The 24,802-nt window shown below is 50.2% G+C and carries 24 protein-coding genes and 1 tRNA gene; 3 read left to right on the top strand and 22 right to left on the bottom strand.

Annotation, left to right across the window (positions count from 1 at the left end; translation table 11 throughout):
- Nucleotides 1–17 precede the first annotated feature (17 nt).
- The 8 genes from rplT to EYB48_RS09445 all read right to left on the bottom strand — a co-directional run bounded on the left by rplT (nucleotide 18) and on the right by EYB48_RS09445 (nucleotide 7,188).
- Entirely contained in the window at nucleotides 18–377 is a 360-nt protein-coding gene (rplT, locus tag EYB48_RS09480; RefSeq protein ID WP_162020099.1) for a 50S ribosomal protein L20, read from the bottom strand.
- A gap of 28 nt (nucleotides 378–405) precedes the next feature.
- Complete coding sequence (gene rpmI, locus EYB48_RS09475) at nucleotides 406–603, bottom strand: 50S ribosomal protein L35 (protein WP_162020098.1); 198 nt, start codon at nucleotides 601–603, stop codon at nucleotides 406–408.
- A 179-nt stretch (nucleotides 604–782) separates the two neighbouring features.
- Entirely contained in the window at nucleotides 783–1,325 is a 543-nt protein-coding gene (gene infC, locus EYB48_RS09470; RefSeq protein ID WP_328823359.1) for a translation initiation factor IF-3, read from the bottom strand.
- 50 nt (nucleotides 1,326–1,375) lie between these two features.
- Nucleotides 1,376–3,286, bottom strand: a complete 1,911-nt coding sequence (thrS, locus tag EYB48_RS09465; RefSeq protein WP_162020097.1) for a threonine--tRNA ligase — start codon at nucleotides 3,284–3,286, stop codon at nucleotides 1,376–1,378.
- 222 nt (nucleotides 3,287–3,508) lie between these two features.
- Nucleotides 3,509–3,585: transfer RNA gene (locus EYB48_RS09460), tRNA-Val, on the bottom strand.
- A gap of 117 nt (nucleotides 3,586–3,702) precedes the next feature.
- Entirely contained in the window at nucleotides 3,703–5,943 is a 2,241-nt protein-coding gene (locus tag EYB48_RS09455) for a RelA/SpoT family protein (protein ID WP_162020096.1), read from the bottom strand.
- A gap of 18 nt (nucleotides 5,944–5,961) precedes the next feature.
- Nucleotides 5,962–6,312, bottom strand: a complete 351-nt coding sequence (locus EYB48_RS09450; RefSeq protein ID WP_162020095.1) for a RidA family protein — start codon at nucleotides 6,310–6,312, stop codon at nucleotides 5,962–5,964.
- Nucleotides 6,313–6,315: 3 nt separating this feature from the next.
- Entirely contained in the window at nucleotides 6,316–7,188 is an 873-nt protein-coding gene (locus EYB48_RS09445) for an alpha/beta fold hydrolase (RefSeq protein WP_235935009.1), read from the bottom strand.
- Between the two features lie 183 nt (nucleotides 7,189–7,371).
- On the opposite strand from EYB48_RS09445, the gene EYB48_RS09440 reads away from it, so the two are divergent.
- Nucleotides 7,372–8,166, top strand: coding sequence for a 3-hydroxybutyrate dehydrogenase (locus tag EYB48_RS09440; protein ID WP_162020094.1), 795 nt, complete (start codon nucleotides 7,372–7,374; stop codon nucleotides 8,164–8,166).
- A gap of 73 nt (nucleotides 8,167–8,239) precedes the next feature.
- Here EYB48_RS09440 and EYB48_RS09435 read toward each other — a convergent pair whose 3' ends face one another.
- Together EYB48_RS09435 and EYB48_RS09430 are read right to left on the bottom strand one after the other, a co-directional pair.
- On the bottom strand, nucleotides 8,240–8,881 hold the full coding sequence (locus EYB48_RS09435) for a CoA transferase subunit B (RefSeq protein WP_162020093.1): 642 nt from the start codon (nucleotides 8,879–8,881) through the stop codon (nucleotides 8,240–8,242).
- A gap of 14 nt (nucleotides 8,882–8,895) precedes the next feature.
- On the bottom strand, nucleotides 8,896–9,597 hold the full coding sequence (locus EYB48_RS09430; RefSeq protein WP_162020092.1) for a CoA transferase subunit A: 702 nt from the start codon (nucleotides 9,595–9,597) through the stop codon (nucleotides 8,896–8,898).
- A 218-nt stretch (nucleotides 9,598–9,815) separates the two neighbouring features.
- Here EYB48_RS09430 and EYB48_RS09425 point away from each other — a divergent pair, with 218 nt between their 5' ends.
- The gene (locus EYB48_RS09425) at nucleotides 9,816–10,367 is read left to right on the top strand and encodes a LuxR C-terminal-related transcriptional regulator (protein ID WP_162020091.1); all 552 of its coding nucleotides are present in this window, start codon (nucleotides 9,816–9,818) and stop codon (nucleotides 10,365–10,367) included.
- A 26-nt stretch (nucleotides 10,368–10,393) separates the two neighbouring features.
- Here EYB48_RS09425 and EYB48_RS09420 read toward each other — a convergent pair whose 3' ends face one another.
- Entirely contained in the window at nucleotides 10,394–10,858 is a 465-nt protein-coding gene (locus tag EYB48_RS09420) for an acyl-CoA thioesterase (RefSeq protein ID WP_162020090.1), read from the bottom strand.
- The gene (locus tag EYB48_RS09415; RefSeq protein ID WP_162020089.1) at nucleotides 10,855–11,631 is read right to left on the bottom strand and encodes an SDR family oxidoreductase; all 777 of its coding nucleotides are present in this window, start codon (nucleotides 11,629–11,631) and stop codon (nucleotides 10,855–10,857) included. The genes EYB48_RS09420 and EYB48_RS09415 overlap by 4 nt, the downstream gene beginning before the upstream one ends.
- 488 nt (nucleotides 11,632–12,119) lie before the next feature.
- Here EYB48_RS09415 and EYB48_RS09410 point away from each other — a divergent pair, with 488 nt between their 5' ends.
- Nucleotides 12,120–13,748: an electron transfer flavoprotein-ubiquinone oxidoreductase gene (locus EYB48_RS09410; RefSeq protein ID WP_162020318.1), complete on the top strand. Its 1,629-nt coding sequence runs from the start codon at nucleotides 12,120–12,122 to the stop codon at nucleotides 13,746–13,748.
- Between the two features lie 117 nt (nucleotides 13,749–13,865).
- Here EYB48_RS09410 and EYB48_RS09405 read toward each other — a convergent pair whose 3' ends face one another.
- The 10 genes from EYB48_RS09405 to nuoG all read right to left on the bottom strand — a co-directional run bounded on the left by EYB48_RS09405 (nucleotide 13,866) and on the right by nuoG (nucleotide 24,777).
- The gene (locus tag EYB48_RS09405; RefSeq protein WP_162020088.1) at nucleotides 13,866–14,417 is read right to left on the bottom strand and encodes an NUDIX domain-containing protein; all 552 of its coding nucleotides are present in this window, start codon (nucleotides 14,415–14,417) and stop codon (nucleotides 13,866–13,868) included.
- A complete protein-coding gene (locus tag EYB48_RS09400) occupies nucleotides 14,410–14,733 on the bottom strand; it encodes a DUF2818 family protein (protein WP_162020087.1) in 324 nt (107 codons plus the stop codon). The genes EYB48_RS09405 and EYB48_RS09400 overlap by 8 nt, the downstream gene beginning before the upstream one ends.
- A 9-nt stretch (nucleotides 14,734–14,742) precedes the next feature.
- Nucleotides 14,743–16,218 (bottom strand): NADH-quinone oxidoreductase subunit NuoN, encoded by a 1,476-nt coding sequence (gene nuoN / locus EYB48_RS09395; RefSeq protein WP_162020086.1) that lies wholly within the window; start codon nucleotides 16,216–16,218, stop codon nucleotides 14,743–14,745.
- A gap of 77 nt (nucleotides 16,219–16,295) precedes the next feature.
- Complete coding sequence (locus EYB48_RS09390; RefSeq protein WP_162020085.1) at nucleotides 16,296–17,789, bottom strand: NADH-quinone oxidoreductase subunit M; 1,494 nt, start codon at nucleotides 17,787–17,789, stop codon at nucleotides 16,296–16,298.
- Between the two features lie 26 nt (nucleotides 17,790–17,815).
- The gene (gene nuoL / locus EYB48_RS09385; protein ID WP_162020084.1) at nucleotides 17,816–19,867 is read right to left on the bottom strand and encodes an NADH-quinone oxidoreductase subunit L; all 2,052 of its coding nucleotides are present in this window, start codon (nucleotides 19,865–19,867) and stop codon (nucleotides 17,816–17,818) included.
- A 78-nt stretch (nucleotides 19,868–19,945) separates the two neighbouring features.
- A complete protein-coding gene (gene nuoK, locus EYB48_RS09380) occupies nucleotides 19,946–20,254 on the bottom strand; it encodes an NADH-quinone oxidoreductase subunit NuoK (RefSeq protein ID WP_162020083.1) in 309 nt (102 codons plus the stop codon).
- Between the two features lie 2 nt (nucleotides 20,255–20,256).
- On the bottom strand, nucleotides 20,257–20,889 hold the full coding sequence (locus tag EYB48_RS09375) for an NADH-quinone oxidoreductase subunit J (protein ID WP_162020082.1): 633 nt from the start codon (nucleotides 20,887–20,889) through the stop codon (nucleotides 20,257–20,259).
- Nucleotides 20,890–20,905: 16 nt separating this feature from the next.
- Nucleotides 20,906–21,394, bottom strand: coding sequence for an NADH-quinone oxidoreductase subunit NuoI (gene nuoI / locus EYB48_RS09370; RefSeq protein ID WP_162020081.1), 489 nt, complete (start codon nucleotides 21,392–21,394; stop codon nucleotides 20,906–20,908).
- Between the two features lie 12 nt (nucleotides 21,395–21,406).
- Nucleotides 21,407–22,471 (bottom strand): NADH-quinone oxidoreductase subunit NuoH, encoded by a 1,065-nt coding sequence (gene nuoH / locus EYB48_RS09365; RefSeq protein ID WP_162020080.1) that lies wholly within the window; start codon nucleotides 22,469–22,471, stop codon nucleotides 21,407–21,409.
- Complete coding sequence (nuoG, locus tag EYB48_RS09360) at nucleotides 22,471–24,777, bottom strand: NADH-quinone oxidoreductase subunit NuoG (RefSeq protein WP_162020079.1); 2,307 nt, start codon at nucleotides 24,775–24,777, stop codon at nucleotides 22,471–22,473. The genes nuoH and nuoG overlap by 1 nt, the downstream gene beginning before the upstream one ends.
- Between the last annotated feature and the right edge of the window lie 25 nt (nucleotides 24,778–24,802).

The raw sequence follows: 24,802 nt of genomic DNA, 5'->3' as shown, positions 1-24,802 counted from the left end.
CAACTACTGATACTGTATTACGCTGCCAGGTTGGCTTTGACTTGATTAACAATCGCAGCAAATGCTGGTTTGTCAGTCACTGCCATGTCAGCCAATACCTTACGGTCGAGTTCAATCGCGGCTTTTTTCAGGCCGTTCATGAATACGCTGTAAGTCATACCGTGTTGACGTGTCGCTGCATTGATACGTGTGATCCACAGAGCGCGGAATACACGTTTCTTGTTGCGGCGATCGCGGTATGCGTATTGACCAGCGCGCATAACTGCTTGCTTAGCAATACGGAATACTTTACTACGGCGACCACGGTAACCTTTTGCAAGGTTCAGTACTTTTTTATGACGGGCACGAGCTGTAACCCCACGTTTTACTCTAGGCATAATTACTCCTTAAATAATGAGTATGAGGTTAAGCAGTTGGCATCATGCGCATAACGGAAACCATGTTGGTGTCATGAACACCTACAGCACCGCGCAATTGACGTTTGTTTTTGGTGGTTTTCTTAGTCAGAATGTGACGTTTGAAAGCCTGACCGCGTTTAACGGTACCACCTGGACGGACGCGGAAGCGCTTTTTCGCGCTGCTTTTCGTCTTCATTTTTGGCATAGCACTATCTGTCTTTTACGACAGCTCCAATTTTATATGATGGTAGGTGGCAGCAACGATCGCTACTCTTGGATGCCTACTTCTCACTTATTGTGACCCGGTCTGTGGACCGGATCTTGTAGTGCCCGCCAAAGCGAGCCCCACAAAACCTGAATTCAACTATAAGCTTTAAATACAGCTTATTTTTTCTTTTTCGGTGCCAGTATCATAACCATCTGGCGCCCTTCCATCTTAGGAAACTGCTCTACCTGACCGTAAGGCTCGAGATCTGCTTTCAGACGCTCCAGCATACGCATACCAATTTCCTGATGCGCCATTTCACGACCACGGAAGCGCAATGTGATCTTGGTTTTATCGCCTTCATCAAGGAACTTGACCAGATTACGCAGTTTGATGTTGTAATCACCATCGTCTGTACCCGGGCGGAATTTCACTTCTTTCACCAAAATGACTTTTTGTTTCAGTTTGGCTTCATGAGCTTTTTTCTGCTCCTGGTACTTAAACTTGCCGTAATCCATCAAGCGGCAAACTGGTGGCTGCGCGTTTGGCGCAATTTCCACCAAATCCACATTGGCCTCTTCGGCTAAGCGAAAAGCCTCACTCAGTTTGACGATCCCCAGAGGTTCATTATCAACGCCAGACAAGCGCACTTCAGGCGCGGTAACTTCACCGTTGATACGATGTGTTCTTTCGGTAGCTATTGCAGTTTCCTTTAAAAAAATAAAATCTTTACCGTGCGATCTTGCCAAAAGGGAAGATTGCCGCGCATCTGTCAAACCTTAGTTGCTATCTCGTCATGCAGACGGGAAATGAAGGTATCAATAGGCATTACGCCCAGATCCAGATTGCCACGCGTACGCACAGCTACGGTGTTTGCATCCCGCTCTTTATCACCGACAACAATGATATAAGGCATTTTTTGTATAGAATGCTCGCGTATTTTATAGGTTATTTTCTCATTGCGCAAATCAGTATTTACCCTAAATCCTTGTTTCTTCAGGATTTCTGCAACATGCTGGGCGTACTCAGCTTGCGATTCGGAAATATTCAGCACAGAAACTTGCAATGGAGACAACCACAGTGGCATCGCACCAGCATGATTTTCAATCAACATGCCGATGAAGCGTTCCAGCGAGCCCACGATGGCACGATGCAACATCACCGGTACTTTGCGACTATTATCGTCCGCCACATATTCTGCACCCAGACGACCTGGCATAAAGAAATCCACCTGCATAGTACCGACCTGCCATGGGCGACCCAGACTGTCTTTCAGGTGATACTCAATCTTAGGACCATAGAAAGCCCCTTCGCCCGGCAATTCCTCCCACGATTCCACACCGCAGGCACGCAAACCGGCACGCAAGGTTTCTTCGGCGCGATCCCAGACCTCATCACTACCGATACGGTTGTCCGGACGCAATGCCAACTTGATAGAAATCTGTTCAAAGCCAAAATCCGCATACACTTTCATTGCCTGCGGATGGAAGGCCATCACCTCAGACTGAATCTGCTCTTCAGTACAGAAAATATGACCGTCATCCTGGGTAAAGCCGCGCACGCGCATAATGCCATGCAAGGCACCGGACGGCTCATTCCGGTGACACTGACCAAACTCACCGAAACGCAGCGGCAAATCGCGATAGCTCTTCATGCCGGAATTAAAAATCTGCACATGCCCAGGGCAATTCATGGGTTTCAACGCATAAGTACGGTTTTCCGACTCAGTGACAAACATATTGTCTTTGTAGTTATCCCAGTGACCGGTTTTACCCCACAGACTACTGTCCAGAATTTGTGGGCCCTTCACTTCCTGGTAACCACATTCCTGATAAACCTTGCGCATGTACTGCTCAACTTGTTGCCAGATAGTCCAGCCCTTGGCATGCCAGAACACGAGGCCTGGCGCCTCATCCTGGAAATGAAATAAATCCAGCGCTTTTGCCAATTTACGATGATCGCGCTTTTCCGCCTCTTCCAGCATATGCAGATAGGCTTCCTGATCTTCTTTTTTTGCGAAAGCTGTGCCATAAACACGTTGCAGCATTTCGTTTTTAGAATCACCGCGCCAGTAAGCACCCGCCAGCTTCATCAGCTTGAATACTTTCAACTTGCCAGTCGATGGTACGTGAGGGCCGCGGCACAGATCCGTGAAATTACCCTCCGTGTAGAGCGACACATCCTGATCAGCCGGGATGGAGGCGATAATCTCCGCTTTATAGGCCTCACCGATAGATTTGAAGTAAGCCACCGCTTCATCACGCGGAACCACCTTGCGTACCACCTGCTCATCTTTCTTAGCAAGCTCTTGCATTTTCTTTTCAATCAGCACCAGATCGTCAGGCGTGAATGGACGCTTGTAAGAAAAGTCGTAGTAAAAGCCATTTTCAATGACCGGACCTATGGTTACCTGCGCATCAGGAAACAATTCTTTTACCGCATAAGCCAGCAAATGCGCAGTCGAGTGACGAATCACATCCAGACCATCCGCATCTTTATCAGTCACAATCGCCAGCTCTGCATCTTTTTCAATCAGAAACGAGGTGTCTACCAATTGACCATCCACACGCCCGGCCAGCGCTGCCTTAGCCAGACCAGCACCAATGCTGGCAGCCACTTGCGCAACCGTCACTGGCGCATCGAATTGACGTTGCGAACCATCAGGAAGTTTTACTGAGACCATGTCACTCTCCAAAGTGGCAGAAGTTTGCCGAAAATGTGTAATTGAAAATTTGAAAAAATCTGGACGAAAAAAAAGCACGGCTAGCCGTGCTTTTTCTAATTTGATTCAGACGAAAAAGATCCCCGACTAGAGTCGCTCCCAAACCATGTTAGTGGTAGTTCGCGGTGTCATAACCAGGATGCCTTTCTCGCTCTTATCTAAGAAGTTAAACTTCTAAATCTGTGGTAGACACGATTGGACTCGAACCAACGACCCCTACCATGTCAAGGTAGTGCTCTAACCAGCTGAGCTACGCGTCTAAAGAAACCGAAGTATAGCAGAGCATGTATGAATATTGCTAGTCCCCCCAAGCACTTTTTTGCTTGTCCAGCCAGTTCAGGCTAGCGCAGAGAGCAGAAAGCCCGCGTAAAAACCGCTTATTGACGGCGCACTTCCTGCACCCCACCCACTTCACGAATCACGCTCAGCGCCTTTTGCAATTGGGTCGTACCTGAGATTTCCACCGTAAACGACATACGCGCCTGCGATTTTGCACTCTGGGTATTAACACCGATCACATTGATTTTTTCACGCGAAAAAATTTCAGAAATATCCCGCAACAAGCCCTGTCTGTCCTGTGCCATGACATAGATATCAACCGGGTAAACGGTATCTTTACCCCCATCGCCCCAGGTGGTCTGGATCACCCGCTCAGGTGCCCTGTTGCGCATTTCACCAAAGTTTTTGCAATTGAGCCGATGGATAGACACGCCCTTACCGCGCGTGACGAAGCCCACGATATCATCTGGGGGAGCCGGCTTACAGCAGCGTGCCAGCTGCGTCATTAAGCCATCCGTACCCACCACCAACACGCCTGACTTAGCGCCCTGCGTCACACTGGACGCGCGGCTCTTATTGGTGATGGCCTGCTCATCCAGCTCTTCTGCAACTGCCGCGTTGTCTCGCAAAACAGTCTCTACCTGACGCAGACTGAATTCATCCTTACCGACCGACAAAAAGAACTCATCCAGCGCAGCAAAGCCGAGTTTACGTGCGAGCTCCTCCAGATTGACCGCCGTTTTCCCTTCTCGCTGCAAGGTTTTCTCGACCAGTGCACGTCCATTTGCCAGCGTTTCCTGCTGATCTATCGCATTAAACCAGGCGCGAATTTTGGTGCGCGTACGGGTGCCAGACGAGTACTCAGGACTCAGCCAGTCACGTGAAGGCCCGGCTTGAGCAGATCCCAGCTTGAGGGTAATAATTTCTACCGTCTGACCATTCTTTAGCCGCGTATTCAGCGGCACCATCACATTATCGACGCGCGCACCACGACAGCGATGCCCCACATCGGTATGCAACTGATAGGCAAAATCCACCGGCGTTGCGCCATTTGGCAACTCAATCACTCTGGCCTGCGGCGTCAACACGTAGATGCGATCATCCAGAGTGGCAGACTTCAGCCTTTCCACCCATTCACGCTGCACATCCTCCTGCTCCACCACCACATCTGTGACATCGGTTTTCCAGGCCAACAGTTGTCTTAACCAGGCAATCTTTTCATCATATTCCTGAGCCGTGAAGTTGGAGCCACCGGCTTCTTTATAACGCCAGTGGGCTGCCACACCATACTCAGCAAACTGATGCATCTCTCTGGTGCGTATCTGCACCTCCAGAGGGCGCCCGTCCTCAACCACAACCACTGTATGCAAAGATTTATAGCCGTTAGACTTGGGGCGAGAAATATAGTCATCAAACTCTTTAGGAATCGGCGCCCAGGCATTGTGCACGATACCCAAAACGGTATAACAATCCTTGATATCATCGACGATCACACGGAAGGCGCGCACATCGTACAACTCATCAAAATTGACCGATTTTCCCTTCATCTTTTTCCAGATACTAAAGATGTGTTTGGGGCGACCGGATACTTCTGCCGTAACGCCTGAAAGCTTTAACTCTGCATTGAGGCGCGCAATCGCGTTCACGACAAAACTCTCGCGCTCAACGCGCTTTTCTTCCAGCATTTTGGCGATACGCTTGTACTGAGCTGGCTCCAGAAAGCGAAACGACAAATCTTCCAGCTCCCACTTCAATTGCCAGATACCGAGGCGATTGGCCAATGGCGCATACAAGTCCATGGTTTCACTCGCGTATTGCTGAGCAGCGCCATCTTCGCGCTTACACTCAGCGAAGTAACGTAAGGTAGTCACTCTGGAGGCAAGACGTATCAACACCACGCGCATATCGTTCGCCATTGCGAGCACCATCTTACGCAAGGTCTCCATCTGCGCCGCAGTCTTTTCTACAGCATCCTTACCATTGCCAAATTCATGTTGCGTCAATGCCGCTTCACGCAACTTCATCAGGCGACGTATGCCTGTCACCAGCTCATCCACTTCTTTGCCGAACAGTGCTTCAATTTTCTTAGCCGCTTCAGGATGCAGATCAGGCAATTCAAACAACAATGCAGCGATCCGGGAATCCACATCGGCGCGCAACATGGCAAGCGTAGATACCACACCGCGCACAAACAGCAAGGCATTTTGTTCAGTAATGATAGAGCGCGCCTGATAATACGGCGTAACAAACTCCAGTGCTGCAATCAGCCTGTCCTTATCAGCCTCTGATAAGCCTTCCAGCAATTGCGACTCGGACATTGCGACAGATATGGAAACCATGTTCTTCTAAACTCTTCTTTATTTTTGCGCTGCCGTAACAACGATTTCGATTAGCCAGTCGGGATCAGCCAGTCGCGCCTCAACTGTGGCGCGCGGTGGCGAACTGCCCTGCGCCACCCATTGATCCCACACTTCATTCATCGCACCTATCATGCTGATATTGCGCAAAAATATCTGACAAGACAAAATGCGCGACTTGTCGCTGCCAGCCTCTGCCAGCAAGCGATCAACATGCCCAAGCACTTCAGCAGTTTGACCGTAGATATCTTGCTGAGTGTCTTCAGGAATTTGTCCAGCCAGATACACCACACCGTTATAGATGGCAGTTTCTGACAAACGTGGACCTACATGCAATCGTTGAACTTCCATATTTCACTTTCCATATGCTGATAAAAAATCCTGTATGAGCTGAATTTGCGCAGCATCTTGTAAGGTGGGTGCATGCCCGACACCGGCGATCTCAGCCAGTTGAGCCTGCGGCCCACGGCACCCCATTTCAGCGGCAGTTTCCGGTGACAACAAGTCAGACAATTCACCGCGTATCAGCAAGGTGCGCGCGCGGATCGCATCATAGGCGGCCCACAAAGCCGCCTGACCTGCGATAGCCATCTCCGGCGTGGTCGCTTTAAATGGCTCAGCCAAGCCCAGGTCATAATGCTTGCGCCAGCTACCGTCTGCATTTTCACGCAGCACATCCCGTGCCAGCTTGCGCCATTGCGCATCGGTATGCGGTCCAAATGACGCTGATACCGCCTTGATATACGCCAGTCCTGCTTCAAAATCAGCAAATTGGCTATCCTGACCGATGTAAGAACCGATACGTGCAATGGCTTCCGGATTCAGGGTGGGTCCAACATCGTTCAACACCAATTGACGGATAGGGTTCCCCTCTAAGGCAGCCAGGCCCATGCCGATTAAGCCACCCATCGAGGTACCTATCCAGTCTACCGATTGCGCACCGCTACGTGCCAGCAAGGTCACCATATCACTCACATACTGCGGTAAGACGTAAAAAGCCGGATTACGCAAACGATCAGAATAACCACGCCCCACCACATCCGGGCAGATCACGCGGTATTCGCCGGCAAAATGCCGGGCCAGCTCATCGAAGTCATCCCCTACCCGTGTCACGCCATGCACACAGATCAGCACCTGGGAATTTAACGGATCACCCCATTCCCGGTACGCCATCTTGTGGAGTCCGGCAGGAGACAGGCATTGCACATATTTACGATCTGCTGACATAGGGCGACCTTATCAAATGAAGCTGGGTGAAAGTTGAGTTAAAGATGCGTTGCAGTGCTACTGGTCAGTGATACAGCGCTTAAGCTGTTACAGTAAACTCCCATTTTACCCATCGTTGCGCTTAAAATCATTGTTAATCCGCATTCAATCTCATTTCTTTAATATCAATTTTCAGGAGAGTTCATGTCTGCCTCAACTTTACGTGGAAAAACTGCGCTGGTCACCGGCTCGACTTCAGGCATAGGACTGGGCATCGCCCGCTCACTGGCTGCAGAAGGTGCCAATCTCATTCTCAACGGTTTTGGTAATGCGAACGAGATCGCAAAAATTCAGGCTGATCTGCAAACTGAATTCGGTGTCGATGTCGGCTATCACGGTGCAGACATCAGCAAAGCAAGTGAAATTGTCGACATGATGGGCTATGCCACTGCACGAGCTGGTGGCGTCGATATCCTGGTTAATAACGCTGGCATACAGCATGTCGCCGCAATCGAGGATTTTCCGGTCGAAAAATGGGATGCGATTATCGCGATTAATCTGAGCTCCTGCTTTCATACCACGCGCCTGGCTTTGCCCTATATGAAGGAGAAAAACTGGGGCCGCATTATTAATCTGGCTTCCGTGCATGGCTTAGTCGCCTCGGCACAAAAATCGGCGTATGTCGCTGCCAAGCATGGATTAATAGGATTAACTAAAACGACCGCATTGGAAACTGCGCAGACTGGTGTAACCTGTAATGCGATCTGCCCTGGCTGGGTATTAACACCACTGGTGCAAAAGCAAGTAGACGCGCGTGCTGCCAAAGACAATCTGAGCAATGAAGAAGCCAAGAAAGCCCTGCTGGCTGAAAAACAACCGTCCGGCGAATTTGTCACGCCTGAACAATTAGGTGCCTTGGCCGTATTCTTTTGCAGCGATGCAGCAACCCAGATTCGTGGCGTGGCCTGGAATATGGATGGTGGCTGGGTCGCACAATAAGGTCCGCAGCGTCACTAACAAAAAAGCCAGTACGGGTCATCCGGACTGGCTTTTTTTTCACTGACAACGCAGTTTATTGTACGGCGCTGAGGTCCAGCTTTGCTTCGGTCTTAGCCTGAATTTCTTCTGCACTCACACCGCTGGCGAGCTCAACGACTTTCAAGCCTGCCGGGGTCACATCAATCACACCCAGATCGGTAATGATGCGATTGACCACAGCAACCCCAGTCAGTGGCAGATTGCATTGATGCAGAATTTTAGGCGCATCACCTTTGGCGACGTGCTCCATCAGCACTACGACACGACCTACACCGGCAACCAGATCCATAGCGCCACCCATGCCCTTGACCATTTTGCCTGGGATCATCCAGTTCGCCAGATCACCCTTTTCACTGACCTGCATCGCCCCCAGAATCGCCAGGTTGATTTTACCGCCGCGTATCATCGCAAACGAATCAGCAGAACTAAAAATAGAAGATCCCGCCAAGGTCGTTACGGTCTGCTTACCGGCATTGATCAAATCTGCATCCACTTCCTCTTCGGTAGGGAAAGGACCTATGCCTAACAGACCATTTTCAGATTGCAGCCAGACTTCCATCCCTTGCGGCACATGATTCGCCACCAGGGTCGGCAAACCTATACCCAGATTCACATAAAATCCGTCTTGCAATTCTGCGGCTGCACGTGCTGCCATTTCATCTCGGTTCCACGCCATGTTTATCTCCCGGCTTATTTAGTTGGACGCGTTGTACGTTGTTCTATGCGCTTTTCAGGCTGCGCATTCACAACGATGCGATGTACGAAAATACCTGGTGTATGCACTTCATCCGGGTCCAGCTCGCCGGTTTCCACCAGCACTTCAACCTCCACCACAGTGACCTTACCTGCCATCGCCACATTGGGATTGAAGTTACGCGCTGTTTTGCGGTACACCAGATTCCCCGCTTTATCTGCCTTCCAGGCCTTCACCAGGGATACGTCCGCCACCAGGGAGCGCTCCATCACATATTGATGGCCATCGAATTCGCGGATTTCCTTACCCTCAGCCACGATAGTACCAACGCCGGTCTTAGTAAAAAATGCGGGAATACCGGCACCACCGGCGCGCAATTTTTCTGCCAGGGTGCCTTGAGGTGTAAATTCCAGTTCGAGTTCACCGGCCAGATATTGACGCTCAAATTCTTTATTTTCCCCGACATAGGAGGAAATCATTTTCTTAATCTGACGTGTGGTCAACAGCTGACCCAGACCAAATCCATCCACGCCTGCATTATTCGAAATTGCGGTCAGACCGGTCACACCGGAATCGCGCAATGCGCCTATCAGTGCCTCAGGAATACCACACAAGCCGAAGCCGCCGACGGCGATGGTCTGCCCATCTTGAACCAGTCCGGCCAGCGCAGTGGTCGCATCAGGATACACTTTATTCATGTTTGTCCCCTCTCTTCAGGATAATTCGTCAAAACGGCAGCATATGGAGCAGCTATTCAATCGCAACGATACACACACCGGATCAGAAAAGATACGTCTTATAATCTTAGCCATGCAGCATAGATTGCTGCGTTATACTCCGCAATACCGTAAAACTACCTAGCGTTCGAGCACGCCCGGCCACTGAAGCAGCACATCAGGATTTATCTGTCAGAGCTATGCAAACCATCGATTTTGAAACGATTTTCCAACTGGCGCCCATAGGGATGTGCGTCTCACAAAACCGGGTGATCCACGCCTGCAATGAGGCTTTGGCTGAGATGTTTGGATATACGAAACATGAGCTCATTGGTGCGTCATTCCAGATACTGTATCCGAGCAGCGATGAGTTTGAGCGCACAGGCGCGAGAATCACGCCCATCATCAATGCCAAGGGCTGCTATTCCGACGAAAGAATTATGAAGCGTGCCAATCAGGATTTATTCTGGTGTCATGTCTCGGGGCGTGGATTGCAAAAGGATCACCCACATGCAGCGGGCATCTGGACCTTTGAGGATCTGAGCGCCAAACGCAGTGTATCGGCAGAATTAACGCCCAGAGAAAGAGAGATTGCTGCTTTGCTGGTCGAGGGTAAAACCAGCAAACTGATTGCACGGCAAATTGAACTGAGTCCGCGCACAGTTGAAATGCACAGAGCCAAACTGATGAAAAAGTTCAGCGCTGCGACCTCGAGTGAACTGGTACATAAGCTGCTGGGCATCATGCGTTGAAACGCAGGCCTTCGCCTGTGCGGGCATCAAGTCCTGCGGCGCCGCCCAGCCTGCTTTAGCTCATTAAATTTTTGTCGTATCGCTTCAGGAACTGCGGTCGCTTTTTCAGTCTGCCGGTCCACCCATACCACCTTGGCGCCCCCCTCAGCATACAGGGTGTAGCCGCCACTGACTGAGCGCATCTCCTGTATGGTTTCAAAGCTTGTTCGCCCTAATGCGGCGATATAGGTACAGACCTCCACCTGATCAGGATACTTAAGCGGCTTTTTGAAGGTGCAATGCGCATTGACGATCACAGCACCATTGCCGTTCTCGTCAGGCAAACATCCCATCATTGCCAGCCACTCTATCCTGGCCTGCTCCATAAAGCGAAAATACACCGTATTGTTCACATGGCCGAGCGCATCCATATCGCCCCAGCGTATGGGAATAGTGACGGTATAGACCAGCTTCTTATCAGCCGCCTTACGCTCAGTAATCACTTCTGTCATTGCACACTCAATCCATCATCAGCAGTCACGATAGCACCATTGAGGAAGCGTGATTCTTCTGCCGCTAACAGCAACAACAAGCCATCGAGGTCTTCCGGGCTGCCAACGCGGCGACGCGGCAACAATTCAATCAGTTTTTGCCCCTGCTCAGTGTCGAAATAATCGGAATTAATTTCGGTTGAAATATAGCCGGGACAGATCGCATTCACGTTAATCCCGTATTTACCCCATTCGACCGCCATGGCCTTGGTCATATGCACCACGGCAGCCTTACTCATGCAGTAAATGCCAATTTGTGGCAATACGCGCAGACCCGCAACAGAGGCGATATTGACGATGCGGTGCTGCTTGCGCGGATCGCCTTTATGACGCGCTATCATGCGCTTCGCCGCTTCCTGCGCCACAAAGAAAGCGCCACGCTGATTGGTATCCATCACGTAGGCATAATCATCAGGCGTCACATCGACCAGGCGCTGAGTGGTGGATACGCCCGAATTATTGATCAGAATATCGATAGGACCTGCTTCTGTCTCAGCATGCGCGATGGCAGACTTAATGCTGGCATAATCGGTCACATCCAATGCCACTACATGCGCGGCGCCACCTTCGGCTTCAATTTCAGCACGCAGCTCTTTTAAACGGTCTATTCTGCGTGAAGCGAGTACGACCTGAGCGCCAGCCTGAGCCAGCACCTTGGCAAAGCGTGCACCTAAGCCGCTGGAAGCACCGGTCACCAGCGCGATTTTGCCTTCGAAATTGACTTCTATACCCATTCGTCTCTCCGTTTTGTTAGATATGCGGATCTACACTCAATTCGCTATGATGACATAGAGATCACATGTATGTTGTATGGAATTCGTACACATCGTTTTTTTTTACAAAATAGATGGGTTTCACACAGCATATGATGCGATCCTTGCGGGGCTCTGCCATAATTCAGCCAACCTGCAAAGCAGGAAAAAAAGGATAGGCTCATCAACCCCGGCTAAGCAAATAAGCACCTCGAAGCGCAGTTTGTCACACTCTCAGGCTAATCACACTGATCTGTAACATGCTCAGTTCACTGAAAATAAAAACCTGCCAGAGATGAGTCAAATGCGGGTGTAAATCTAGGGGCGTGCGCCTAATCCAGAACTTGCAGAATGCGTTTTCAGCATATACCATGCTGTGACTAATTTAGCACGTTCGTTCGAAAAATTTTCTGAAAGCGATTACAGCCATGACACAAAACATTCTTGAACAGTACGGCCCCCGCGATGCGATGGAGTATGACGTCGTGATCGTCGGCGGCGGTCCTGCAGGTTTGTCTGCCGCAATCAAATTAAAACAGCTGGCCGCAGAAAAAGGCAATGAAGTGTCAGTTTGCGTGCTGGAAAAAGGCGGCGAACTGGGCGCGCATATTTTGTCCGGCGCAGTAATGGATCCAAAAGCATTAACGGAACTGATCCCAAATTGGAAAGAACTTGGTGCACCTCTGAATACAGAAGTGACGGAAGACCGCTTCCTGTTTTTATCGGAGACCAAAGCTTATAAAACACCGAACTTTTTACTGCCATCCTGCTTCCAGAATCACGGCAATTATGTGATTTCACTCGCCAATGTAGTGCGTTGGCTGGGACAGCAAGCAGAAAATCTGGGCGTAGAAATTTTCCCTGGTTTCAGCGCGGCTGAGGTGCTGTACAACGATGACGGTTCGGTCAAAGGTGTCGCCACCGGCAATATGGGTGTCAATCGCGAAGGTGAGCCAGGTCCGGCCTTCCAGCTGGGTATGGAACTGCATGCAAAATACACATTGTTTGCAGAAGGCGCGCGTGGTCATCTGGGCAAACAGCTGATCAGTAAATTTGATCTGAACAAAGGCAAAGACCCGCAAACCTACGGTATCGGCATTAAAGAACTGTGGGAAATCGATCCGGCCAAACATCAGCCAGGTCTGGTAATCCACTCCGCTGGCTGGCCACTGGATAGCAGCACCTATGGCGGTTCCTTCCTGTACCACCTGGAAAATAATCAGGTCGCAGTGGGTTATGTGGTGGGTCTGGGTTATGAAAATCCGTATCTCTCACCTTATGAAGAGTTCCAGCGCTATAAAACGCATCCGGAAATCCGCAAATTCTTTGAGGGCGGTAAGCGTATTGCCTATGGCGCACGTGCCATTACGGCTGGTGGTTTGCAATCCTTGCCAAAACTGACGTTCCCGGGTGGTGCGTTGATAGGTTGTGATGCGGGCTTCCTCAATGCAAGCCGCATCAAAGGCAGCCATGCTGCGATTAAGACCGGTATGCTGGCAGCGAATGCGGTATTTGATGCCTTGCAAGAAAACCGTCAGTATGACGAAGTGACAGCCTACGCTAGTGCATTTGAAGCATCGTGGCTGCATGAGGAATTGCATGTGGCACGTAACTTCAAGCCTTGGATGAGCAAAGGTCTGTACCTGGGCACATTGATGGTGGGGATAGATCAGGTACTGTTAGGTGGTAAAGCACCATGGACTTTGCGTCATACCCATGCTGACCATGAGTGCCTGCGCCCGGCGTCCGAGTTCCAGCCTATCAATTATCCTAAGCCAGATGGCAAACTGACTTTTGACCGGCTGTCCTCAGTATTTATTTCGAATACCAATCACGCCGAAGATCAGCCTATCCATCTGACCTTGAAAAATCCGGATGTGCCTGTCTCTGTCAATCTGGCTAAATATGCGGGCCCGGAAAGCAGATATTGCCCGGCTGGTGTGTATGAATTTACTAAAACGGATGATGGTCAGGATAAGCTGCAAATTAATGCACAAAACTGTGTGCACTGTAAGACCTGTGACATTAAAGACCCGACACAAAATATCGTGTGGGTGACGCCTGAAGGCGGTGGTGGTCCTAACTACCCGAATATGTAAGCAAAAAGCCGTCGCAAACGACGGCTTTTTTATGGCGCTGTATTTATAGCGCGATGATCGCACTGTGTATAGCACTTTGCTGCAGGCTGGCGCAAGACGAAGACCTGCAGTCTGCATTCACCAGCTTTTACTGAGAATTTTTTCCAGCCAAAAGATGCCGATGATCGTTTTCACATCGGTGATACTGCCATCCTTAACCCAAGCCAGAAGCTGCTCCGGCGTTGCGAAAAACGTCTCTAAAAATTCTTCTTCATCAAGGCTGGCTTCACCTGCCTGCAGCCCCTTGGCCAAATAAATTTCTAAGTGCTCATCTGAGTAAGCGATGGCATTGTGAATGGTACACACATGCTGCCAATCGGTTGCCTTGTAGCCGGTTTCTTCCTGCAACTCGCGCTTGGCACAAGCCAGAATATCCTCACCTGCATCGATTTTCCCGGCAGGGAATTCGATGAATACGCGGTCCAAAGGGTAGCGGAACTGGCGCTCCATCAATACCCTGCCATCGTCGAGTAAGGGAATCACCACCACCGCGCCAGGATGCAGGATGTACTCGCGGGTTGCGGTCTTGCCGTCTGGTAGTGCGATGGTATCCTTATTCACCCGCAAGAAATCACCGTCATACGCGAGCCTGCTGTCTATACGTTGCTCTCTGAGCTGCTCATCACTCATGACGGACGCCCCTGCGTTTCACCAGATAGCGCAGCACAAATCCGGGGAAACTCAATACCAGAAATAAGCACAAAGTCGTCGCATAAAATTCCCATCCTTGTGGGAAACGATTGCCGAGTTGCGCCTCAAGGAAAAACCCCAGTCCCAGCACGACAAAGTAAAGCGCCAGCAATTCAAGTAGCCGAATAAAAACAGGCTTAGACAAAGAAAAACGCTGTAGCGCGAAAATTGCGAAACAGCGTTCATTCAGAAAAGGCAGGTTTGCAGCAAACACTGCAAACCCTACCAATAACCAGACAGAGACTGAACTATGCAAAACTCACCTTTAGGAAGCCAGTGTTTTGACGATGGCGTTCAGGCACGCGGACATCAGGCCGCTAGGCAACAAGCCCATTACCAGAACCGCCAGCCCATTCAGGCTCAAAACAATACGTACGTCTGCTGTCGGATTAATCAGATTGCTGTCCTGAGCTTCATCAAAGTACATCAGCTTGACGACGCGCAGATAATAGAAAGTACCGATCAGTGAGAACAAGACCGCAACCACAGCGAGCCAGATCTGACCAGTTGCCACCACTGACTGCAGTACCGACAATTTTGCATAGAAGCCCATCAGCGGAGGAATACCTGCCAGCGAGAACATCAACAGCAACATGACAAATGCGAACCATGGTGAACGCTTGTTCAGACCTTTCAGATCATCCAGATTCTCAGCTTCAAAACCTGAGCGTGACAACAGCATGATCACGCCGAAAGTTCCCAATGTGGTCAACACATAAGTAATGCTGTAGAACATGGATGCACTGTAAGCATCTGCTGCCAGAGCGGAGCTGCCATTCGATACACCGGACAGCAGGCCCAGCAACATGAAGCCCATTTGGGAAATGGTGGAGTAAGCCAGCATACGCTTCAGATTAGTCTGTGCAATCGCGGTGATATTACCGATCGCCATGGACATCACCGCCAGCACCACCAACATCTGCTGCCAATCAACCGCTTGCGGGAACAAGCCTTCCACCAACAGACGGAAAGTAATCGCGAATGCTGCAAGCTTAGGTGCGCCACCCAGCAGCAAAGTCACTGCAGTAGGAGAACCCTGATACACGTCAGGTACCCACATGTGGAAAGGAACAACACCCAGTTTAAAGGCCAGACCAGCTACCAGGAATACGATACCAAATACCAGAATTGTTTTGTTTGCAGTTGCAGATGCAGCCTCTTTCGATACTTCAGCCAGTTCCAGTGAACCCGTCGCACCGTACAACATAGAAATACCGTACAGCATAAAGCCAGATGCCAGTGCGCCAAGAATGAAGTACTTCATCGCCGCTTCTGTCGAGACTGTATGTTCACGGCGCAATGCAACCAGCGCATACAAAGACAGTGACATCAACTCGAGGCCCAAATAAATCACCAGGAAATTATTGCCGGAGATCATGACCATCTGACCAAGCAAGGAAAACAGAGCCAGCACGTAGAACTCGCCGCCCAGTTTTCCATTACTCATACCGCGGTCTGTCACATACTGACGGGAATAGACCAGTGTCATCGCAACTGCTGCGTAAGAAGCCAGTTTCAGCATGACCGACATAGGGTCAGACACAAACATGTTATTGCTGACGTACACAGATGCAACCGGATCAGCCGTACCCACTGTCAATGCGGCGGTGACAGCCAGTGCAAGCAAACTGAGCACATAAGTCAGATTGCGTTTGCCATCTGACAGGAACATGTCGATCAGCAAAATGGCGCAAATGGCCACCAGCAAAAACATTTCGGGATAAAGTGGTATGAAGTTCATATTATTTCGTTCTACTAGCATTGATCGCTGCCGCAGCAATAAGCCGCTGCGGCCCGCTTACCTGGCTACATCCTCTGTTAAGGTAATACCTTCGATGTCGCAACGTGCTTCAACAAATCAGATACCGAGACTTGCATCGCATCTGTAAATACTGCTGGATACAGACCCATCGCCAGTACTGCGATAGCCAACACACCCAGCATGAAGAATTCACGCATGTTCAGATCTGTGAGTTTTGCAACATGATCATGAACAATCTGACCGAATACCACGCGTTTAACCATCCACAGCGAATAAGCTGCACCAAAGATCAGAGCTGTTGCTGCCAGCATACCGATCCAGAAGTTAAACTTCACTGCACCCAGGATCACCATGAATTCGCCGACGAAGCCGGACGTCGCAGGCAAACCGCAGTTAGCCATGGAGAACAACACGAAGAAAGCAGCGAAACGCGGCATTGTGTTGACCACACCACCGTAGTCAACGATCTGACGGGAGTGTACGCGGTCATACAATACACCGATACACAGGAACATCGCGCCGGAAATGAAACCGTGAGAAATCATTTGCACGATCGCACCTTGAACCGACATGTCGTTAAACATGAAGAAGCCTAAAGTCACGAAACCCATGTGAGCGATAGAAGAATAGGCTACCAGTTTCTTCATATCGGCCTGTACCAATGCGACCAGACCAATATAGATCACAGCAATCAGCGACAAGGTAATCATGAAACCGGCCATGTAGTGGCTCGCGTCCGGTGCGATAGGCAGGGAGAAGCGCAGGAAACCATAAGCGCCCAGTTTCAGCATGATCGCAGCCAACACCACGGAACCACCGGTAGGCGCTTCAACGTGAGCATCAGGCAACCAGGTATGCACGGGCCACATAGGTACCTTGACCGCGAATGCCATCAGGAATGCGCAGAAGATCATAATCTGTGTGTGCAGTGGCAAAGGCAGTTTGTGCCATACCAGGATATCAAACGAGTGACCCGCTTTGATATACAGATAAATCACAGCAACCAGAGTCAGCAAAGAACCGAGCAAGGTGTACAGGAAAAACTTAAATGCTGCATACACGCGGTTCGGGCCGCCCCAGATACCGACGATGATGTACATAGGAATCAGCGTCGCTTCGAAGAATACATAGAACAGCAAACCGTCTGTCGCGCAGAACACACCGATCATCAGTCCTGACAAGATCAGGAATGCGCCCATATATTGTGCGACCTGCTTCTCGACCACTTCCCATGCAGCGATCACCACGATCACAGTGATAAACGCGGTCAGGGGTACCAGCCACAAAGAGATACCATCGATACCGAGTGCATAGAAAACATTAAACTTTTCTATCCATGAAAACTTCTCGACAAACTGCATGCCATGCGCAGCATTATCAAAGTTTTTGATCAAAGGCAAAGTCACAAGAAAACTGGCTAAGGAACCTATCAGAGATAAGCCACGTACCAGCCCTGGATTGCTGTCCCGGCCGAACGCCAGGACAAATATGCCGAACGCGATAGGGCACCAGATCGCAAGGCTGAGTAAAGAAGAGGTCGACTGCATCATGATTATATTGTTATCGCTGAGGTCACTTATTTAGCAAAAGGGAAAGGCATGAAATAGACGAGGAATGCCAGTACGCCCAAAATCATTACAAAAGCATAGTGATAGATATAACCACTCTGGAACAAACGGATGACGCGGGAAGACCAGCCTACAACTTTGGCACTTCCGTTGACAATCAGACCGTCAATCAGACCCTTGTCACCAATATTCCACAGGCCGCCACCCAGTAAGCGTGCGCCACCTGCAAATACGATCTCATTGAAGCGATCCATGTAGTATTTATTGTCCAGCAGCGTGTAGATTGCGCTTGCATTTTTCTTGATTGCAGTCGGAATCGCTGGTTTCACCATGTAGAAGAAATACGACAAGGCTACACCTGCAATCGCCAGCCACAGTGGCAAGGATGTCAGTGCATGCACGGCCATTGCTACCGGGCCATGGAACTCGTGTTTCAGCTCTGCCATCGCGTGATGTGCTTCATTAACGAAAATCACGTTATTGAAGAAGCTGCCGAACAACATCGGTTCGATGGCGATGAAACCGATAGCGACCGAAGGAATTGCCAGCGCAACCAATGGGAACCAGACCACGAATGGTGATTCATGCGGTTTCTGACCTGGAGCCAGTCCATGGTGATGATCGCCGTGATCATCATGCGCATCGTGTGCATCATGGCCATGATGATCATGGGCGTGACCGAAGTTTTCCTTACCGTGGAATACCAGGAAGTACATACGGAAAGAATAGAAGGCAGTCACGAATACACCAGCCAGCGTCGCAAACTGAGCAAAGCCAGCGCCTGCCAGATGTGAAGCCTGCACTGCTTCGATAATGCTGTCTTTAGAGTAGAAGCCGGAGAAAAACGGAGTACCGATCAGCGCCAGGGAACCCAGCAAGGACGTGATCCAGGTGATTGGCATGTACTTACGCAGACCACCCATGTTACGGATGTCCTGATCATGATGCATACCGATAATCACAGAACCTGCACCTAAGAACAGCAGCGCTTTAAAGAACGCATGTGTCATCAGATGGAAAACAGCAACCGAGTAGGCTGAAGCACCCAGGGCGACTGTCATATAACCCAGCTGGGACAGCGTAGAGTAAGCAACAACGCGCTTGATATCGTTCTGGATGATACCCAGGAAGCCCATAAACAAGGCGGCAATCGAACCGATAACCAGAATAAAGGACAAGGCGGTATCGGACAATTCAAACAACGGAGACATACGGGATACCATGAAGATACCTGCAGTCACCATAGTTGCGGCGTGAATCAGCGCGGAAATCGGTGTCGGGCCTTCCATGGAGTCAGGCAACCAGACGTGCAGCGGGAACTGAGCAGATTTACCCATCGCACCGATAAACAGGCAGATACAGGCAACGGTAATCAGCATCCAGTCTGTGCCTGGCAACAATACTGTCGCCAGCTCTTCTTTCTTAGCGAAGACTTCCGCGTAATTCATCGAGCCTGAGTAAGCAAGCAGCAAGCCGATACCGAGTATGAAGCCAAAGTCACCGACACGGTTGACCAGGAATGCCTTCATGTTCGCGTAGATCGCCGTTGGCTTGGTATACCAGAAGCCAATCAGCAGATAAGACACCAGGCCCACCGCTTCCCAGCCAAAGAACAATTGCAGGAAGTTGTTACTCATCACCAGCATCAGCATGGAGAAAGTGAACAGGGAGATATACGAGAAGAAGCGGTTATAGCCTTCGTCTTCCTGCATATAACCGATGGTATAGATATGCACCATGAGCGACACGAAGGTCACCACGCACATCATCATGGCCGTCAGATTATCGACCAGGAAACCGACTTCCAGCTTCAGACCAGCGACTTCCATCCACTGATATAAAGTCGCATTGTAGACCGGTGCACCATCCAGCAGTGAACTGAGCGTCATACACGAAAGGATGAACGCGACCAGAACGCCAAGGATAGTCGCCGTGTGTGAGACTTTACGCCCGACGACGTTACCGAAAAACTTGGTGCCCAGCAAACCTGCAATGGCAGATCCTGCCAATGGAGCCAGAGGTACAGCCAATAATAGTTGTGGGTTAAGTTGCCCCGCCATGATGACCCTTTGTTAGCTTATTACTTTTTTAAATCGCCAGCGAATGATGGGTCGTTATCCAATAACGACCCGCCATCATTATCCCTTTAATGCGTCCAGATCTTCGACATTGATCGTATCCAGATTACGGAACAGTACGACCAAGATAGCCAGACCTATCGCCGATTCTGCCGCTGCTACCGTCAGAATGAAGAAGACGAAAATCTGACCTGCTGCATCACCCAGGTAATGGGAGAATGCAATAAAGTTGATATTCACAGCCAACAGCATCAGCTCAATCGCCATCAGCAAGACGATGATATTTTTACGATTCAGAAAAATACCGACGATAGAAATTGCGAACAGTATCGCGCCCAGGATTAAGTAGTGTGTCAGAGACAAACCCATGATCAGTTCTCCTTAGCCGCGGTGGATGCGTCAGCCACACGCTCAGATTCAGCTTTCATCTTGACGATGCGTACACGGTCAGATGCTTTCACTTTGACAGCCTGTGCCGGGTCGACATATTTACTGTCTTTACGCTTACGCAGAGTCAGAGCAACCGCGGCAACGATAGCCAGCAACAGAATTGCAGCGGCAACCTCAAACGCAAACGGATACTGCGTGAAAATAATCACACCCAGGTTCTTGGTATTACCTAAGTTATCAGACGCTGCAGGTACGTGGTTAAACGGAAGCAGGAAGCCTTTCCATAAAACCGCAGACATTTCCAGCACGATCACGACACCTACAGTAGCAGCCAAAGGGAAATGGCTCCAGAATCCGGCACGCAGTTTGTCGATATTAATATCCAGCATCATCACGACGAACAGAAACAGCACCATGACGGCACCGACATACACCAGCACCAGTACGATCGCCAGGAATTCAGCTTTCAACAGCATCCAGATGCCAGCTGCTGTGAAAAATGACAGCACCAGGAACAGCGCTGCATGAACCGGATTTCTGGCAGTGATCACCTGCGTGGCTGCCAGCACCAGAATCGCTGAAAAAACATAAAATAAAACAGTGGTAAATTCCATATCGAATTCTATCCAATTAGCGGTAAGCAGCGTCAGCAGCGCGGGCTGCGGCGATTTCGTTCTCGTAACGATCACCTACAGCAAGCAGCATCTCTTTGGTGAAGTACAGGTCGCCACGTTTTTCACCGTGATATTCCAGCACATGCGTTTCAACAATCGAATCGACCGGGCAGGACTCTTCGCAGAATCCACAGAATATACATTTGGTCAGATCGATATCATAACGTGTGGTACGACGGCTACCATCTTCACGCTGGTCGGATTCAATGGTGATCGCCATTGCAGGACAAACTGCTTCGCACAATTTACAGGCGATACAACGCTCTTCACCATTTGGATAACGACGCAGTGCATGCAGACCACGGAAACGTGGGGACTGTGGCGTTTTTTCCTCAGGAAATTGGACAGTAATTTTGCGAGCGAACATGTAGCGACCAGTCAGTGCCAGCCCCTTAATCAGTTCGCGCAGCATCAGGCTGCCAAAAAAATCTTTAATTGCTTCCATTTTTCTAGCCTCTTACTTCCAAATATTCCAGGAGGTTTGCATCCAAGCTGCAACGATTACCAAGTACACCAGGGTCAGCGGAATGAATACTTTCCAACCCAGACGCATAATCTGGTCATAGCGATAGCGTGGGAAAGATGCACGTGCCCAGATAAACAGGGAAACCACAAAGAAAGTCTTTATACCAAGCCAGATCCAGCCAGGGATAAAGTCCAGGAAGGCCAATGGTGCCGACCAGCCGCCGAGGAACATCAGGGATGCCATCGCAGAGATCAGGATCATGTTAGCGTATTCAGCCAGGAAGAACATCGCAAACGACATACCGGAGTATTCAACCATGTGACCGGCAACGATTTCAGACTCACCTTCAACCACGTCAAACGGGTGACGGTTGGTTTCCGCAATACCGGAAATCACATACACGACAAACATAGGCAGCAATGGCAACCAGTTCCAGGAGAACAGATTGAAACCATGGCTCGCAGCAAAACCCTTAGTCTGGGAATTGACGATATCAGTCAGATTCAGACTGCCGGATACCATCAGTACGATCACCAGCACGAAACCCATCGCGATTTCATAGGACACCATCTGTGCAGAAGCACGCATCGCACCGAGGAAAGCATACTTAGAGTTCGATGCCCAGCCTGCGATGATGATGCCGTACACTTCCATGGAAGTGATCGCCATGATCAGCAACAGACCTGCATTCACATTCGCCAGCACTGTCTCTGGACCAAAAGGAATAACCGACCAGGCTGCCAGCGCAGGCATGATGGTCATGACCGGCGCCAAGATAAACAAGACTTTATTTGCTTTTGCCGGAACAACGATTTCCTTGAGCAAGAGCTTCAGGGCGTCAGCAATCGGCTGCAACAACCCGGCAGGACCGACACGATTCGGGCCCAGACGGATATGCATCCAGCCTATCATCTTACGTTCCCACAAAGTCAGGTACGCAACGCAACCCATGACAGGCAAAGTAATGCAAACGATCTTGATTAAGGTCCAGACAAAAGGCCAGTAATAGCCAAATACACTCTGACCCATATTTTGCAAAGTGAGCAGCAAATCCATTACGCACGCTCCACGTTAATTTCGCCAAACATACCATCCAGATTCGCGGTCAACACATTGGCTGCTGCGACGCGGACTACATTCGCTGGCAATGCAGCATCGATACGTGTATTTAACAATACCGAACCACCTTTAGTGAATTTCAACAAATCACCATCCTGCGCACCCAGCTGTGCAGCCAGCGCAGCGCTGATCGACGCCAGCGGTGCACGTGCATCTGCAGTCTGTTGCAGCGCTTCAGCGCGACGCACGATACCGTCAGTGTTATAAATACCTACATCAGCGATACGTTCCAGCGCGACGCTTGCAGTTTGTACTGCAACCGGAGCGATATCAGCACGGTTATTGAGGATAGCCGCAAGGTCTTTACCTGCCAGCACGCTGTCGCGTACTGCTTCGGAAGTCTCGAAATCAAAATCAGGCAGGCTCAGCAAATTGCCAAGTACGCGCAAGACTTTCCATGCGGGACGGGTATCGCCCAAAGGACGAACCACACCGTGGAAGCTTTGTGCGCGACCTTCACAGTTCACGAAAGTACCGGCTGTTTCTGTGTATGGAGATACTGGCAGCAATACGTCCGCATACTCAGCACCATGTTTAAATGGTGACATGACCACCACCATTTCGGCCTGAGCCAGTGCAGCCTGGGCCTGAACCGGATTGGCGCTGTCCAGCAAAGGCTCAGCGTGCAATACGATGTAGGCTTTCTTAGGCGCCGCGAAAACCGCTTGTGCAGACTTTTGTGGATAGGCGTTTGCAAGATAGCCACCGACCGTATTTGCCGCTTCAGTCAGATAACCGAAATCAGCCTGGGTCTGTTCAGCAATCCATTGTGCCAGCGCGTGCAATTGTGCAGACTGTGGATGTGCAACCGCTGCGTTACCGAGGAAAACACCGGCCTTGCCTGCGATCAGGCTGGCAGCGATATTTTCTGCGGTGCTGTCAGCTACAAACTGTTCGAAACCAGCTGGTGCAGCCACTTCTTTTTTGGCAGCGATGGCTACCGCTACTTTGGCCAGTTCTGCCAGCCATGCAGATGGTGCAGCAACGACTTTATTTGCCAGCTTGATCAGCAGGTCATCATCCGTTGCATTCAGAACGCTTAACTTGGCGCCCAGCTTAGCAGACTGGCGCAGACGCGCAGCCAGCAAAGGATGGTCTTTGCGCAGGAAAGAGCCGATGACGAATACATTTTTCAGCTGCGCGAATTGCGCAATGCTGGTACCCAGCCAAGGTTTCACTGTGCCGTTCAGTGCAAAATCAGTCTGACGCAGACGGAAGTCGATATTGTCAGAACCCAGACCACGTACGATGCGTTGTGCCAGGCTCATTTCTTCCAGTGTCGCATAGGGCGCAACAACAGCAGCAATGGAATCAGCACCGTGTTCATGCTTGACATTACGCAGGCCATGCGCAACGTATTCCAGTGCGGTTTGCCAGTCAGTTTCCTGCCATTGACCACCTTGCTTGATCATAGGCTTGGTCAGACGCTCAGCGCTGTTCACGCCTTCATAAGAGTAGCGGTCTTTGTCGGAAATCCAGCACTCGTTGATCTCTTCGTTTTCGAGAGGAACAACGCGCATTACCTTGTGATTCTTCACCTGAACGATCAGGTTGGAGCCGAGACCATCATGCGCACTCACCGATTTACGACGGGACAATTCCCAGGTACGTGCGGAGTAGCGGAATGGCTTAGAAGTCAGTGCACCGACCGGGCACAGATCGATCATGTTGCCTGACAATTCAGAGTCAACTGTCTTACCGACGAAGGAAGTGATCTCGGAGTGTTCGCCGCGATTGAGCATACCCAGCTCCATCACACCAGCGATCTCCTGGCCGAAACGGACGCAGCGCGTGCAATGTATGCAGCGGCTCATTTCTTCCATCGATACCAGCGGACCTACGTCCTTGTGGAATACCACACGCTTTTCTTCTTCGTAGCGTGAAGTCGTGCCACCGTAACCTACCGCCAGATCCTGCAACTGACACTCACCGCCCTGATCGCAGATAGGGCAATCCAGCGGGTGGTTAATCAACAGGAATTCCATTACCGCTTTTTGTGCTTTCACCGCTTTATCGCTGTGAGAACGCACGATCATGCCCGGCGTGACCGGAGTCGCGCAGGCTGGCAATGGCTTAGGTGCTTTTTCAACCTCAACCAGACACATGCGGCAGTTTGCCGCAATAGATAATTTTTTGTGATAGCAAAAATGAGGAATGTAAGTGCCAAGCTTATTGGCAGCATCCATCACCATACTACCTTCTTGGACTTCGACTTTTTTGCCGTCTATTTCGATTTCAACCATGGTCTACTCTAAGTGTGCTAACCGA

Source organism: Cognatundibacterium crateris (assembly GCF_010078235.1).
In the GTDB taxonomy this organism is placed as follows: Bacteria; Pseudomonadota; Gammaproteobacteria; order Burkholderiales; family Burkholderiaceae_D; genus Undibacterium; species Undibacterium crateris.
Note: the sequence above shows the minus strand (reverse complement) of the source record. Positions and strands in the feature narration are given on the sequence as shown.

Coding starts and splice junctions, on each gene's coding strand:
- rplT (WP_162020099.1), bottom strand. CDS start 377: ATGCCTAGAGTAAAACGTGGGGTTACAGCTCGTGCCCGTCATAAAAAA.
- rpmI (WP_162020098.1), bottom strand. CDS start 603: ATGCCAAAAATGAAGACGAAAAGCAGCGCGAAAAAGCGCTTCCGCGTC.
- thrS (WP_162020097.1), bottom strand. CDS start 3,286: ATGGTCTCAGTAAAACTTCCTGATGGTTCGCAACGTCAATTCGATGCG.
- EYB48_RS09455 (WP_162020096.1), bottom strand. CDS start 5,943: ATGGTTTCCATATCTGTCGCAATGTCCGAGTCGCAATTGCTGGAAGGC.
- EYB48_RS09450 (WP_162020095.1), bottom strand. CDS start 6,312: ATGGAAGTTCAACGATTGCATGTAGGTCCACGTTTGTCAGAAACTGCC.
- EYB48_RS09445 (WP_235935009.1), bottom strand. CDS start 7,188: ATGTCAGCAGATCGTAAATATGTGCAATGCCTGTCTCCTGCCGGACTC.
- EYB48_RS09440 (WP_162020094.1), top strand. CDS start 7,372: ATGTCTGCCTCAACTTTACGTGGAAAAACTGCGCTGGTCACCGGCTCG.
- EYB48_RS09435 (WP_162020093.1), bottom strand. CDS start 8,881: ATGGCGTGGAACCGAGATGAAATGGCAGCACGTGCAGCCGCAGAATTG.
- EYB48_RS09430 (WP_162020092.1), bottom strand. CDS start 9,597: ATGAATAAAGTGTATCCTGATGCGACCACTGCGCTGGCCGGACTGGTT.
- EYB48_RS09425 (WP_162020091.1), top strand. CDS start 9,816: ATGCAAACCATCGATTTTGAAACGATTTTCCAACTGGCGCCCATAGGG.
- EYB48_RS09420 (WP_162020090.1), bottom strand. CDS start 10,858: ATGACAGAAGTGATTACTGAGCGTAAGGCGGCTGATAAGAAGCTGGTC.
- EYB48_RS09415 (WP_162020089.1), bottom strand. CDS start 11,631: ATGGGTATAGAAGTCAATTTCGAAGGCAAAATCGCGCTGGTGACCGGT.
- EYB48_RS09410 (WP_162020318.1), top strand. CDS start 12,120: ATGGAGTATGACGTCGTGATCGTCGGCGGCGGTCCTGCAGGTTTGTCT.
- EYB48_RS09405 (WP_162020088.1), bottom strand. CDS start 14,417: ATGAGTGATGAGCAGCTCAGAGAGCAACGTATAGACAGCAGGCTCGCG.
- nuoN (WP_162020086.1), bottom strand. CDS start 16,218: ATGAACTTCATACCACTTTATCCCGAAATGTTTTTGCTGGTGGCCATT.
- EYB48_RS09390 (WP_162020085.1), bottom strand. CDS start 17,789: ATGATGCAGTCGACCTCTTCTTTACTCAGCCTTGCGATCTGGTGCCCT.
- nuoL (WP_162020084.1), bottom strand. CDS start 19,867: ATGGCGGGGCAACTTAACCCACAACTATTATTGGCTGTACCTCTGGCT.
- nuoK (WP_162020083.1), bottom strand. CDS start 20,254: ATGGGTTTGTCTCTGACACACTACTTAATCCTGGGCGCGATACTGTTC.
- EYB48_RS09375 (WP_162020082.1), bottom strand. CDS start 20,889: ATGGAATTTACCACTGTTTTATTTTATGTTTTTTCAGCGATTCTGGTG.
- nuoI (WP_162020081.1), bottom strand. CDS start 21,394: ATGGAAGCAATTAAAGATTTTTTTGGCAGCCTGATGCTGCGCGAACTG.
- nuoH (WP_162020080.1), bottom strand. CDS start 22,471: ATGGATTTGCTGCTCACTTTGCAAAATATGGGTCAGAGTGTATTTGGC.
- nuoG (WP_162020079.1), bottom strand. CDS start 24,777: ATGGTTGAAATCGAAATAGACGGCAAAAAAGTCGAAGTCCAAGAAGGT.